Origin of the sequence: Pedobacter riviphilus, assembly GCF_014692875.1 — a bacterium.
GTDB classification, from domain to species: Bacteria; Bacteroidota; Bacteroidia; order Sphingobacteriales; family Sphingobacteriaceae; genus Pedobacter; species Pedobacter riviphilus.
In genome coordinates this window covers 1,631,683-1,646,881 of record NZ_CP061171.1, presented here as the reverse complement: position 1 = coordinate 1,646,881, position 15,199 = coordinate 1,631,683, and the positions used below count along the sequence as shown (strand labels likewise).

The following is a 15,199-nucleotide window of genomic DNA, read 5'->3' as shown; positions in this document are numbered from 1 at the left end:
TGCTTAAGGTAAAGGTGAACAGGCCGGTGTGCTCGGCTCTGCACCATCGCTAGTGGCAGCAACTGTTACCGTAGCCGTGGTGTTATCAAGAATATTGATGCTTGCAGGTGTATTGCTCACCGTTACCAACGGATTGCCAGAACTGGTTAAAGTAGCAATAACCGTTTCGGTACCCTCAACAATATTATCTGCTAATACCGGAATGGTAATCGTTCCGGTGGTCTGACCAGCCGGGATGGTAATGGTTTTGGTTACAATAGCTGAGTAATCGCTTCCTTCTGTTGCCGTTCCACCTAAAGTATAGGTAATGGTGGTAGGCTGTGATGATGGGTTGCTTAATGTTACCGTAAAGGTTCCGTTAACAGGACCGTTTTCATTACCAGGTGTGCCAGCTGTGATGCTTGCAATCGAGCTATCGTTATCGGTAATGTTAACCGTTGCTGGTGCCGTATTTGCGGTAATTGATGGATTGCTGGTGGCAGCAGTCATGGCCAGTATCACCGTTTCTGTTCCTTCAGCAATGTTATCATCCAATACAGGTACACTTACCGTTGCAGTGGTCTGCCCGGCCAGGATTGTCACCGTGGTACCGATCGATGTATAATCTGTACCGCTTGTTGCTGTTCCTGTTACGCTATAAGTAATCTGCGTATCGGTTGCAGATACATTGCTTAAGGTAAAGGTGAACAGGCCTGGTGTGCTCGGCTCTGCACCATCGTTAGTGGCAGCAACTGTGACCGTTGCAGTCGTGTTATCAAGAATATTGATGCTTGCAGGTGTATTGCTCACCGTTACCAACGGATTGCCAGAACTGGTTAAAGTAGCAATAACCGTTTCGGTACCCTCAACAATATTGTCGGCTAATACCGGAATGGTAATCGTTCCGGTGGTCTGACCAGCCAGGATGGTAATGGTTTTGGTTACAATAGTACTATAATCACTTCCTTCGGTAGCCGTTCCACCTAAAGTATAGGTAATGGTAGTAGGCTGTGATGATGGGTTGCTTAATGTTACCGTAAAGGTTCCGTTAACAGGACCGTTTTCGTTACCAGGTGTACCAGCTGTGATGCTTGCAATCGAGCTATCGTTATCGGTAATGTTAACCGTTGCTGGTGCCGTATTTGCGGTAATTGATGGATTGCTGGTGGCAGCAGTCATGGCCAGTATCACCGTTTCTGTTCCTTCAGCAATGTTATCATCCAATACAGGTACACTTACCGTTGCAGTGGTCTGCCCGGCCAGGATTGTCACCGTGGTACCGATCGATGTATAATCTGTACCGCTTGTTGCTGTTCCTGTTACGCTATAAGTAATCTGCGTATCGGTTGCAGATACATTGCTTAAGGTAAAGGTGAACAGGCCTGGTGTGCTCGGCTCTGCACCATCGTTAGTGGCAGCAACTGTGACCGTTGCAGTCGTGTTATCAAGAATATTGATGCTTGCAGGTGTATTGCTCACCGTTACCAACGGATTGCCAGAACTGGTTAAAGTAGCAATAACCGTTTCGGTACCCTCAACAATATTGTCGGCTAATACCGGAATGGTAATCGTTCCGGTGGTCTGACCAGCCGGGATGGTAATGGTTTTGGTTACAATAGTACTATAATCACTTCCTTCGGTAGCCGTTCCACCTAAAGTATAGGTAATGGTAGTAGGCTGTGATGATGGGTTGCTTAATGTTACCGTAAAGGTTCCGTTAACAGGACCGTTTTCGTTACCAGGTGTACCAGCTGTGATGCTTGCAATCGAGCTATCGTTATCAATGATGGTGGCTGTTCCAGTTGCTGTCGCAATGGTTACCAGCCCCGTTACTCCCGAAAGTGTGGCCGTAAAGGTTTCGGTTGTTTCGGCAATGTTATCGTCTATTATTGGAACGGTAAAAGTTTGCGTAGCACCACTTACCGACCCTGCCGGGAAAGTGATGGTTCCACTGGTTGCAGTATAATCGCCCGGTTGAACAGCTGTACCATCGGCAGTCGCAAAATTAACTGTAAAGCTGTTCTGCACCGCTCCTGTTAAGGTTACCGTGAAGGTAGCTAAACCACCGGTTATATCTTCTGCAACTGAAATATTATTGATGGCAACAGAAGCATTATCGTTATCAATAATAGATGTGTTTACACTTGCATTTCCTAAAGATGCCGGACCTGTAATCGATCCGATAGAAACGGTATAATCTTCTGTATTTTCAAGCAGATTATCATCAACAATGGTCACAGGGAAAGTAATGGTACCACTGGCTGCACCAACAACCGATCCCGCCGGGAAAGTAATGGTCGAGCTGTTAAAGTTATAATCTGCGGCATTTGTAGTATTCGGTGTTATTCCGGTGACTACAGTTACTGGCGATGCCAGGGTTGTTCCGGCTGTTCCAGTAAGGGTAACGGTATAATTAACTACACCTGCATTTTCGTTAACGGATGTCGGTCCTGATAATACCACTGTTGGATAGATACTCACATTAACCGTAATCGGATCACTTACTACTCCATCAGCTGTTGTTAAGGTATAGGTATAACTATCCGTTCCGGTATAACCTGCATTTGGGGTATAGGTAACTTTTCCTGTTGCATCAACAGTGGTTGTACCGTGTGCACCATTTCCTGCTAATACAGTTGTATTGCTAGCGGTTGCCCCATCATTGGCTTTAACATCGGTAGTTACAGGGGTATTAACCAAAGTATTTACGTTATCAGTTAAACCTACAGGTTTAATAGAAATGATAAAAGTTTGTGCTGCACTTTGGTCTACACCTCCATTTGCTGTACCTCCATTATCATTTAATACTACAGTTACAGTAACCTTGCCTGCAAAGTTTACTGAAGGTGTGTAAGTTAGCTTTCCTGAGGCATCAATAGCAGGTTGTACTGTAAACGATGTGTTGCTGTTATTACTCACCACAAAGTTTACCGTTTGACTTGCAACTTCATCAGCAGGACCAGCTACAATAGCTGTAGCCCAGTTGTTTACTGTTTGTGCACCAGCGTTCGCATTTACGAGCTGATCTGCGCCTTTTACAAATGAAGGCGCATCGTTTATTGGATTTACCGTTATGGTTAAAGTGCTATTTACCGCAGCTCCATTACCGTCACTTACTGTATAGGTAATAGCCGGAACTGTACCATTATAATTGGCTACAGGTACAAATACATAACTTCCATCGGCATTAAGCGTAATGGTACCCACACCTGTAATCAGGTTTGAAGAACCCGGAGTATAATCAACACCTGCAATACTGTATTTAGTTATGGTTAAGGTATTATTATCGATATCGCTGTCATTGCTCAATACGCCATTTGCGGCACTAACGGTTAATGTTACATCCTCATTGGTTGATTTGGTATCGGCAACTAAAACCGGATCGCTATTTACAATAGTTATTCCGGCAGATGCTTTATTGTTATTGGTAACAGGATCATTTTGCGCCCCAGAAATAGTGGCGGTTGTGTTATAATCGGTTCCTAATTTTACCGTTGCAGTAATGGTTAGCACGCTATTTGCGCCACTGTTTAAGTTACCAACAGTCCATACACCTGTAGATTGATTATAGGTTCCTTGTGTTGCCGAAGCAGATACGAACTGATATCCAACTGGCAATAAATCTGCAACGTTAACTCCTGTTGCATCACTTGGACCATTATTACCTGCAGTGATGGTAAATACCGCATTTTGGCCAACTTTTAAGAAAGCATTAGCAACAGCGTTGGTTACATAGAGGTCGGTACTGGTTTGGATTGTGGTTGTTACTGTTGCCGATGTCGCAGCAGTGGTTCCTGCTTCAACAGGTGTAGCTACAGCCGCATTGGTTAAACTTCCTGCTGCACCAGAAGGGATAACACCTTTTATAGAAATGCTTACCGTATTGCCTGATCCGGCAGGTATATTGGCCGTTAATGAAACCGAATTCCCTGTTCCTGTACTTCCAGAAGATACAGTTGCAGCTCCGGCAACACTTGTCGTCCAGCTTACATTTTGGATTCCTGATGGTACAGCATCTGTAATTACCGATGCCAGGGCATCGCTGGTGCTGGTATTTCGTACCGTAATAATATATTCTATTGCCGCACCTGCGTTTGCAATAGCTGGTCCGGTTTTAATAATTTCGAGGACTGGTACCCTACTAACTACTGTATTTGCAGTAGCGGACGACGACGCAGCTCCAGCCTCTGAAGGTGTAGCTGTTGCTGTATTTGCCAATGTACCGGTATAATTTGCCGGAACTTTTCCAGTTACCGAAATGGTAAAACCATTGCCATTACCTGCATTAATATCGCCCGTTACCGAAACGGTATTTCCGGTAACACTGCTATTGGCAATAGTAGCATTACCCGTACTGCTTACTGTAATTGCAACGTTTGTAATCGCAGCTGGTACAACATCAGTTACACTTAAATTTACAGCATTACCTGTTCCTTCGTTGCTTACATTAATCAGGTAATTAATGTTATTGCCAGCTGTTAAGGTTGCAGGGCCAACTTTACTAATTTTTAATATTGGTTTTCTGCTTACTGTGGTTACCACTGCAGCAGAAGTAACTGGTGTACTTCCAGCTTCCGATGGCGTAATTGTAGCAGAATTCGAAATCGTACCTGAAAATGAACTGGCTATTGTTCCTTTAACATTGATGATGATCACATCATTTGTACCTGCCGGTATGTTGGCATTTATACTGATTGAACCGGTATTTCCTGAATTCCCAGAGTTGATGATTGCATTACCCTGAGCCGTAGCTGTCCATTGAACATTGGTTAAGTTGTTCGAAAGCACATCTGTAATTACCGCATTTAAGGCAGTACTTGGGCCGTTATTCCGAACCCGGATCTGGTAATTAATTTCCTCCCCAGCTAAAGCTGTAGTTGGACCACTTTTGGTTATTACCGGACTAACCATAGCCGAAACCGTAGTTGCAGCACTGGCTGTTTTAGCCGCAACACCAGGTTCTGATGGAGTTGCTGAAGCGTTATTTACAATGGTGCCAACATAAGTTGGATTAATGGTACCGGTTATAACGATGTTGATTACACCATTCACCGGAACATCTACAGCGGTAGACACATTATTTGTTGTGCCCGAAGCTGTTCCATTAACTACCGCTCCATTGCTAGCCGTAGCTGTCCATTGTACATTACTAATATCAGCAGGAACCACGTCGGCAATAGTAGTATTTACTGCATCAGATGGCCCTGTATTGGTTAATTTTAAAGTGTACGTAATCTGCTGTCCGCTAGATGCTGTACCAGGTGCTGATTTAGAAAGCGCTAATCCAGGTGTTTTCTGTAACACCGTAGTTACTGGTGTAGAAACCACGGGTGGGTTACCTGGTTCTGCAGGAGTTGCTGTAGCACTATTTACAATGTTTGTAGTTGCATTAGAGGCCACAACACCATTTACGGTAATCAATATTTTTGAATTACCACCTGCTAGAATATTTCCTGTTACAGATAGCGTATTTCCGCTTCCAGTAGCCCCTGCACTCACAGTTGCACCATTGGTAGCTGTTGTACTCCAGGTTACATTTTGTATTGCTGCAGGAATTGCATCGGTAATTACTGTTCCGCTTGCACTACTTGGGCCAGCATTGGTTACTTCTATGGTATAACTTATTGGTAAACCAGCACTTAAAGTTGCTGGACCTGATTTAATGACACTTAAATTGGTTTGTTTAGCCACTACTGTGGTAACCGTTGGCGAATTTACCGGAGTCCCACCTGCACCAATTTTTGCCGATGCGGTATTTAATATATTTCCGGCAAAAGCAGGATTTATGGTTCCAACAACATTGATGGTAATAGAGTTGCCAGAAGCAAAAGGAATATTTCCAACTACCGTTACATTATTTCCGCTACCACTTGCACCTGAGGTAATGGAAGTTGTACCATTTGCTACAGCTGTCCAGCTTACATTGGTAATATCTGCTGGGATTATATCAGCAATATTTACTGCTGCTGCATCACTTGGTCCGTTATTACTAACTGTAAGGGTATAATTAATCTGCGTTCCAGAAGCGGCAGTGCTAGGGCCACTTTTCTGTACCACTAAACTAGGTGAATTTACCACAGTTGTATTTACTGTTGATGAATTGTTTGTGGTATTAAAATCTGCTATTTCTGTCGGTAAAGTTACCGTTGCCGTATTGGTTAAGGTTGATGCAGCGGTGCTCGATGGTACTTTTCCACTCACCAAAATGGTAACAAAATTTGTACTTCCTGCGTTGATATTCGCACCAACAGAAATATTATTTCCATTACCTGTTGTAGGGCCGGTTATAACTGCAGTTCCACTGGCAGTTGCCGACCAGCTTACATTGGTAATGCCTGCTGGTACCACATCTGCAATAGTTAATCCGCTAACATCAACAGGACCATTATTAACTACATTAATAGCATAGCTGATATTTTCTCCAGCAGATATGGTTTGAGGACCAGTTTTGCTAATTGCAATATCTGTTGATTTATTTATGCTTGTGGTAACAGAACTTTGTTTAACATCACTAGCGGTTACTTCAACGGTATTGGTAAACACCGCTCTTGCGGTTTGTTTAATAATACCATTCACCGTAACAGTAATCGTTCCTGTTCCAGAATTAATATTTCCTTTAGTTGATATCGAATTTGTTGACCCAGAAGTTGTTCCTGTAACTGAAGCACCTGCGGTAGCCACTGCAGTCCAGCTGTTTACCTGCACATCTACTGGTACATTATCAATAATAAAGGCATCGGTAATATTTCCGGCACCCGTATTATTCACCACAATAGTATAGGTTATCGGGTCTCCTATATTCGCATTCGCCGGACCCGATTTTGAAACCCTGAATACCGGATCGTTATCTACAATTGTTACTTTTGTTGAAGTATTATCAGAAAGATCCGGATCAGTAATACCAGCGCTTACGGTAGCTGTTGCTGTATTTGAAATGGTTTGCCCTTGCGTTAATGCTGGGTCTACTTTTCCGGTAATATTGACCAGAATAAGCCCGGTTGTTGGCGGAATTGTTGCATCGAAGCTTACATTTCTTGAAGTTTGGTTTCCACTTATCGTTGACGTTGCACCACCTGAAGCAACCACATTCCAACTTATGTCACTTATAATTTCGGATGGGATATTATCGAGTATTGAAGTTGTGGTAGCCGTACTTGGTCCATCGTTTACAATACGCAACGTATAAGAAATTACCTCTCCAGCTCCAACATTTGCTGGACCAGATTTTGTAATACGCACATTTGCTTTTCTTGAAGTAGTGGTTGTAACGGTACTGCTTGCAGGCGTCAAATCGGTTACACCTGAAGGTGGAGTTGCTGTTGCAGTATTAGAAATACTGGTGCTTAGTGTTGGCGAAATCCTGCCTGTAACTGTGATGATAATTTTATCAGCTGCATTTGCTGTAAGATTACCTGTAATGTCGATATTTCCTGAGCCACTACCTACACTTGCTGTTGCCGCACCTTGTGTAGCAACCGTCCAGGTTGGTGTTAAAAGGTTTGCATCAAAAGTATCCACAATTCTTGCGGCAGTAACGTCGCTTGGTCCGGCATTGGTTACCGTGATGGTATAACTTACCTGCTCTCCAGCAATTGCTGCTGTTGGTCCGGTTTTTTCTATTCTTAAGTCAGCCTGTTTTGTAACAGCAGAAGTAACGGTATTCGAAGTTACAACCGGATTACCAGCCTCTGATGGTGTTACAGTTGCCGAATTTGATAAAGAGCTACCTGTAAATGCGGTGTTTACTTTACCCGTAATAGTTACATTAATAGCATTTGCTGCTCCAGCAGGTATATCACCTGTAATACTTAGGTTGTTTCCTGTTCCTGATGCACCTAAAGTAATACTTGCAGTACCTGTAACAGCAGTAAACCAGCTTACATTAGTTATGCCACTTGGAATATTGTCTGCAATTACAGCAGCAACCGCATTACTTGGACCCGCATTCTTGATGTTTAACGTATAGGTTATATTTTCACCAGCATTAACAGATGAAGGCCCTGCTTTAACGATAGTGATTGTACTTTTATTAGAAATCGCAGTGTTCACCGCATTTGAGTTAACGGGTGCTACTCCTGCTTCGGTAGGTGTAGCCACCGCTTGGTTCGTAATGGTTACATTACTTTGGCCTGCAGCAATTGTTCCTGTGGCTGTTATAGTCACTTTATTTGCAGCACCTACCTTTAAGTTGCTGGTTAAACTCACATTTCCAGTGCCTGAAGCTACATTTACTGTAGATGTTCCCGAAGCTACAGCTGTCCAGGTTACACCTGTTAACTGTGTTGGGATAGCATCTGTAATACTTAAATTGCTGGCATTAGAAGGGCCATTGTTGATGGCTTCTATAATATAAGTAACGGTTTCGCCAGCCTTAGCTGTTGCTGGTCCCGTTTTAGTTAAGCTAATTGATGGTAATTTACTTACCGAAGTAGTTACGGTATTGGATGTTTGAGCTGTAGCTCCACTCTCTGCAGGTGTAACAGTAGCGCTATTTGCAATACTTGTTGCCGCAGTACCTGCATCCACAGTTCCGGTTACGGTAATTACAATTTTATTTGCTGCTCCTGCCGGAATATCGCCTGTTACACTTAATGCATTTGTACTTCCTGTGCCACCTGCAGTAACTATGGCTGTTCCAGAAACTGCAGTGGTCCATGATGGATTTAAAATACTTGCCGGAATGGCATCGGTAATTACTGATGCATTCGCATTGGCCGTACCTTGATTGGTAACGGTAATGCTATAACTGATCTGTTCGCCAGCATTAATAGATGATGGTCCGCTTTTTTGTATCGCTAAAACAGGGATTTTGCTTACAGTAGTGCTAATGGTTGATGTTGCAGGTGTTGTTCCGCTTTCTGATGGCGTAGCCGTTGCCGTGTTAGCTAAACTACCGTTTAATGCTGCACTAACCTTACCCGTAATGCTTACTGTAATATGGTTTGCATTTCCTGCAGGTATATTACCCGTAATTGCAACGGTATTTCCGGTTCCGCTTGCCCCTGTTAATACCTGCGCAGTACCTGAGGCAGTAGCCGTCCAGCTTACATTACTAATCTGGTTAGAAACCACGTCGGCTATGCTTAAATTTTGCGCATCGGCTGTACTGGTATTAAATACATCAAGCGTGTAAGTAATGTTCTCTCCTGCTATTAAAGCCGTAGGACCATTTTTAGTAATTGCTACTGTTGGTGTTCTATTAATCGTTGTATTGGTTGTTGATGACGGAGAAGGACTTCCAGTTTCAGTGGCAGTTACGGTCGCAGTATTACTTAAGGTACCGTTAAATGCCGGATTTACTTTTCCAGTAACAGTTACAATTACTTTATTTGCTGCACCTGCCGGGATGGTTAGCCCTGTTTGCAAGTTATTGCCACTGCCTGTTGCGCCAGCGTTGATTACTGCAGCACCTTGAGCGGTTGATGTCCATGTCGGGTTTAAAACCTGAGCAGAAATGGCATCATTTAACGTTGCATTAATGGCATCACTTGGTCCGTTATTTCCTATTTCTATGGTATAGCTAATGTTTGCGCCAGAAATGATAGTGGAAGGCGCACTCTTCAATACCGTTAAACCCGATTGAGTTGTTAACGAAGTGTTAACCGGGCTCGAGGTAATTGGAGATACACCGCTTTCTGCTGGAGTAACTGTTGCGGTATTGGTAATACTACCCGACGCATTGCTTGCGATTTTTCCAGATACAGTAATCTGAACCGTACTGTTTGCCTGGAAACTTCCGGTTAAACTCAGGTTGTTACCCGTACCCGTTGCCCCGGCAGATATTGTTGCCGTCCCCCCCGTTACGGCGCTTGTCCAACTGGTATTCGTTATCGATGCCGGTATCGCATCTGTAATTACTGTATTTAAGCTATTTGATGGTCCTGTGTTTTTTACGGTTATCGAATAAACAATATTATTACCGGCAATGGCAGTACTTGGGCCACTCTTTGTAATGGTAAATACCGGGTTTCTACTTACTGCAGTTATGGCCTGTGCATTTACAGGTGTACTTCCACTTTCCTGTGGTGTTGCCGTAGCAGTATTGGTGATGGTTCCTTCAAAATCTGGTTTGATGGTACCGGTAACATTAATGATGATTTTATTGGCTGCCCCTGCCGGAATATTACCGGTAAGGCTAATATTATTCCCAGTACCAGTTGCACCTGCAGTTACAGCAGCTGTACCCAATACCTGGCTTGTATAGGTCACATTCGTTAAAGAAGCAGGAACAACATCGGTCAATTGTACACCTGTTGCATTACTTGGGCCATTGTTTGCAAGCTGAATCTGGTAGGTAAGTGTATTTCCTGCAGTTGCTGATGATACCGCAGTTTTTGAAATCGTTACACCTGATGTACTGGTAATATTCGAATTTACACTTGAGGTACTTCCCGTTCCCTGTGGTTCTGCCGGAGTTACGGTTGCAGTATTGGTGATGCTACCTGTTGCTCCTGGATTTACCGTACCTTGTATGGTTACATTTATAGCATTCGCACTTCCTGCCGGGATATTAACTTTTAAATTAACGGTATTTCCACTACCCGATGCCCCTGTGGTAACAGCAGCTGTACCTTCAGCGGTACTGGTCCAGGTTACGCCTTGTATGGCTGCAGGTACGGCATCAGTAATGTCGGCATTTACAGCATTGCTGCTTCCATTGTTTACAATCCTTAAAGTATAAGTTACTGCCGAACCAGCTGTTAAACCTGAAGATCCTGTTTTGGTAATGGCAAGTACTGGTTTAGCATTTATAGTAGTATTGTTCGTAGCGGTGTTATTTGTAGTATTTGGATCGCTTATACCCGTTGGAGGGGTTAAAGTTACCGTATTGCTTAAACTTCCTGTTGCAGCAGCAGCTACTGTTCCGGCTATGGTTAAAGTTGCCGATTGTCCGTTGCTTAAAGTTAAGCCTGTCCAGTTTCCATTTGTACTGGTATAAGTCCCTGATGAAGTGTTGTAACCCGTTGCGGTAAAACCAGCAGGTAAAACATCTACTACTTTAACAATATCGCTGTTTAATAACTGGCTGGTTCCGTTATTGGTAAGCGTAATGGTATAGGTTAAGGCTTCGCCTGCAATTACCGGATTTGGTGTAGCGGTTTTTGCAATAGCAAAATCTATTGAACGGTTTATTGTTGTTGCATCTGTTGCAGTATTATTACCAGTATTAGTATCAGTTGTTCCTGATGGCGCAGTAACTGTAGCGGAGTTATTTAAGGTTCCGCTTGCATTGGCTGCAACGGTTCCGGCAATGGTTAATGTAGTAGATTGACCGTTGCTTAAGGTTAAGCCTGTCCAATTTCCGTTGGTTTGGTCGTAAGTACCTGTTGCAGCAGTAAAAGTTGTTGCAGTAAATCCTGCCGGAAGGTTATCTACCACGTTTACAACATCAGTTGAGAGTAGCGCACTGCTTCCGTTATTGGTTAAGGTAATGGTATAGGTTAATGCTCCACCAGCTACAACTGGTTTGGGTGATGCAGTTTTTGCAAGCACTAAATCAACCTGTCTGTTAATAGTGGTATTATCTGTTTGGCTGTTATTGGTCAAATTCGGATCAACCGTGCCAGTTGGAGCAGTTACACTCGCAGTATTGCTAATGGTACCAGTTGCTGTTGCAGCAAGTGTACCCGCAATTGTTAAGGTTGCATTTTGTCCGGTTGCTAAAGTTAAGCCAGTCCAATTACCGTTTGCACTGGTAAAAGTACCTGTTGATGCTGTAAAAGTAGTTGCAGTAAATCCGGCTGGAAGATTGTCGGTAATCTTTACTACATCCGTCGATCTTAAAGTACTCGGACCGTTATTGGTTAAAGTGATGGTATAAGTTAAAGCGTTACCTGCAACAGCTGGTTTCGGTGATGCAGTTTTAGTTAAGGATAAATCAATTGAAGGGACCGGAACAATATTGGTAATAGATGTCGAATTATTTGCAGGTGTTGGGTCTGTTTCTGTACCTGTAATATTCACATCGTTACCATAGTTGGCCGCTGTGGCATTGGCGTTAACCGTAGCAACAATACTTAATGTTTGCGAAGATGCGCTATTTAACGCACCAATAGTCCAAACACCCGTAGCCGAATTATAGGTTCCGGTTCCTGGCGTTGCACTTACGAAGGTATAGCCTGATTTTAATAGATCATTCACCTGTACGCCTGTTGCATTACTTGGCCCGTTATTGGTTGCGGTAATGGTAAAAGTTACATTTTCGCCAACTGTAGGGTTTGTTTTATTTACTGTTTTTGCAATTTGTAAATCGGTACTTTCAGTATATGTAATTACAACATCATCGGCAGAAGATGCACAAGGAGAGCTTGTAATTGTCCAACGTAAGGTGGCAGAGGTATTTTTTGCAACTGTTACGGTAGTATTGCGGTTTGTTGGTGTAGTAATTGCGGCCGATCCGTTAACAACTGTCCAAACACCGGTACCCGAAGTTGGCGCATTTCCTTGTAAAGTAAATGTTCCTGAATTGTATTGTGTTTGATCGGCACCTGCATTAGCCGTTGTTGGCAATGCACTAACGGTTATGGTTACAGGAGACGATGGCGCTGACGAACATGCCGTTGCAGCAGTTGAAACAGTTGTTCTTCTGTATAAAGTAGTGGTGGTTAAAACAGGGGGCTGAAAAGTTGCAGCATTTGCACCTGAAATAGCGGACCATGTTGTTCCGTTTGTAGAGTTTTCCCAAATATAACTAATGGTACCCGATCCTGTCCCATCAGCTACCGAAGTTAATGCCGCTGGTTGAGTATTGGTACAAATCGACTGATTGCTGCCAATAGATCCGGCAGTTACAATACCCTGAACGGTTATCGTAAAAGTAAAGGTATTGCCCGAACAGCCATTGGCAATTGGTGTTACGGTAAAAGTAACCACTTGTGCCGAACCTGTTGTATTCGTTAAAGTTCCGCTAACACTCGTCCCCGAACCGCTACTTACGATCCCGGTTACGTTGGTATTATTATCCCGTACCCAGGTATAACTTGTTGCCCCACTAAAATTAACGGTAGCAATGGCTGCACCACTACAAATATTCTGACTGGCTGGTGTTGCCGATCCGGTTGGCAATGCGTTTACCGTAACCGTAATGGCAGGTGTTATGGCTTCGCCACAGGCACCGCTTTTAACCCTCACCCTATAATAAGTAGTTGCGGTTAAAGCACCTGGTGTGATCGAAGTTAAGTTTTCCGTTCCTGCAATATCCGTCCACGTACTGTTATTTGGAGAAGATTGCCAAAAAACAACATTACCGGTTTGTCCACTTATAGACAATGCCGTTGGTGCAGTATTAAAACAAATGCTTTGTGCTCCGCTTACTGTACCAGCAACTGTTGCCGGACTTTGATTAAGCACTACGGTACCACTAACGGTTCCGCTACAGCCTGTATTATCAGTTACAGAAACCAAAGTATAAGTACCTACTGTTGTTGAAGATATGATATACGGACTTGTTGTTATTCCTGGTACATTCACTAATAAACCTGTAGGGTTTCTATAGCTGATACTCCAGTTAGGCGTTCCGGTTAATGCAACCTGAAGATTAGGTGTTGGTGAAGGAGAACAAACAGTGCCACTCGCGTTACCAACTATACTTAAAGTACCAGTAGGTAGTACACTATTATTGGTTAATACCAAATCTGAAGTACTGCTACAGGTACCATTGGTAATGGTCCAACGGGCAGTTACAGGCGAGCCATTTCTTACCCCCACCACAGTTGCATTTGCCTGGTTAGGGTTATTAAGTGTGGCAAAGCCACCTGGATTCGCAGTAAGACTCCATTGCCCGGTACCTACTGTCGGGGTATTCCCCCTAATAAAAAATGTACCGTCGTTACATGCCGTACCACCAGAAGTAATTGATGATGTGGCCGTAGTAGGATTTGCATAAAGTAAAACAGTCGAATTACTTCCCCCACTTACCGATGCCGTATTAGACCAATTGCCAGAAGGTTGTACTGTTGTTGCCGTTGCGGTAATAGTAAAAGAGACCGTTTGTCCCGTTGTAAGGCCAGTACCTGAATTGTAGTTAAAGGTATAAGTTGTACCAGCATTCGAAATAGTCCAGGGAGCAGTTGTTCCCGTTGAACTTACAAATGTCATTCCGGTCGGAATTACATCTGTTACAGAAAATGTATTTAAGGTTGTAGTACCTTCATTTTTAACTGTAATGGTATAAGTAGCATTGCTACCGGTAGCAATACAGGTTGGACTAACCGTTTTTACGATTGATATATTGGGTTTGGTTAACAGTAAATCTTCATCTGGTAAAGCAGGGTTATAATTGCTTCCACCAACAGTTCCACCAGTTTCATAAGTGGTATTTGTACCTGCTATAGCAAAGGATGCAGGAGAAATTAACCTGGTAGGGTTTGCAGCAGTACGTGTCGGATCAAGATAAGTTACCTGGGCCGGATTGCTATACGTACCAGGAGCCGTTGCAGCTGGGATAGTAACCGTCAGTTGAATAGTTGCCGACGTCCCAGCAGGAATATTAAAATTCCCCAATACCGGTGAAGTGGCTGTTCCACTATTGGTTACTGTAACTACGGTTGATGGACTGGTAGAATAAACAATCGTAGCTGATAAAAATGTTAAACCTGCAGGCAGTTGGTCATTTATCCTAACGCCTTCTGCACCACCACCCGTATTATTAATATTGATCGTATAAACCGTGGTAGAACCAGCAGGTACTGAAACTGTTGGATTAGCTCTGGATTTGGTGATAACTAAATTTGGTAAACAGGTTGAGCTTACACCCTGAAGCTCCGGAGGTAAATCATTAAAAGTGAACTGATTCACCACGCCAGGAGTTGAACCATCTGTTGCACCATAAGGAACATTAGAATTTGCATTTCCAGCCTGTGTAACGCCATCATTTGTTCTTCCACTTAAACCACCTGCAGTGCTAGTAGTTACGGTAGCATTAGGGATTTTATAGTGGATTACACCACCGCCACCACCACCACCAGGACCATGTGCAGTTGTAGTAAAAGAATTTCCTCCATTACCACCTTTTGCTTGGATAGTTAAGGTAGCTGTTGGGCTTGGGTTGGCTACATTAATAAATATTGTTCCACCTGCGCCACCACCGCCGGCACCATCTGCAGCGCTGCCTAAACCACCTGCTTCACCCCTGCCTCCGTTGGCCAGGATAGTTCCTGTTCCGTCTATTTTATTGGCTGTGATGAGGATAATACCACCACCAACCCCACCTCTCACACCA

Annotated in this window: 1 protein-coding gene; it reads right to left on the bottom strand. The window is 43.5% G+C overall.

Going from position 1 to position 15,199, the window contains the following annotated elements; translation table 11 throughout:
* Positions 1-3: 3 nt before the first annotated feature.
* On the bottom strand, positions 4-15,195 hold the full coding sequence (locus H9N25_RS06665) for a Calx-beta domain-containing protein (protein WP_190328357.1): 15,192 nt from the start codon (positions 15,193-15,195) through the stop codon (positions 4-6).
* Between the last annotated feature and the right edge of the window lie 4 nt (positions 15,196-15,199).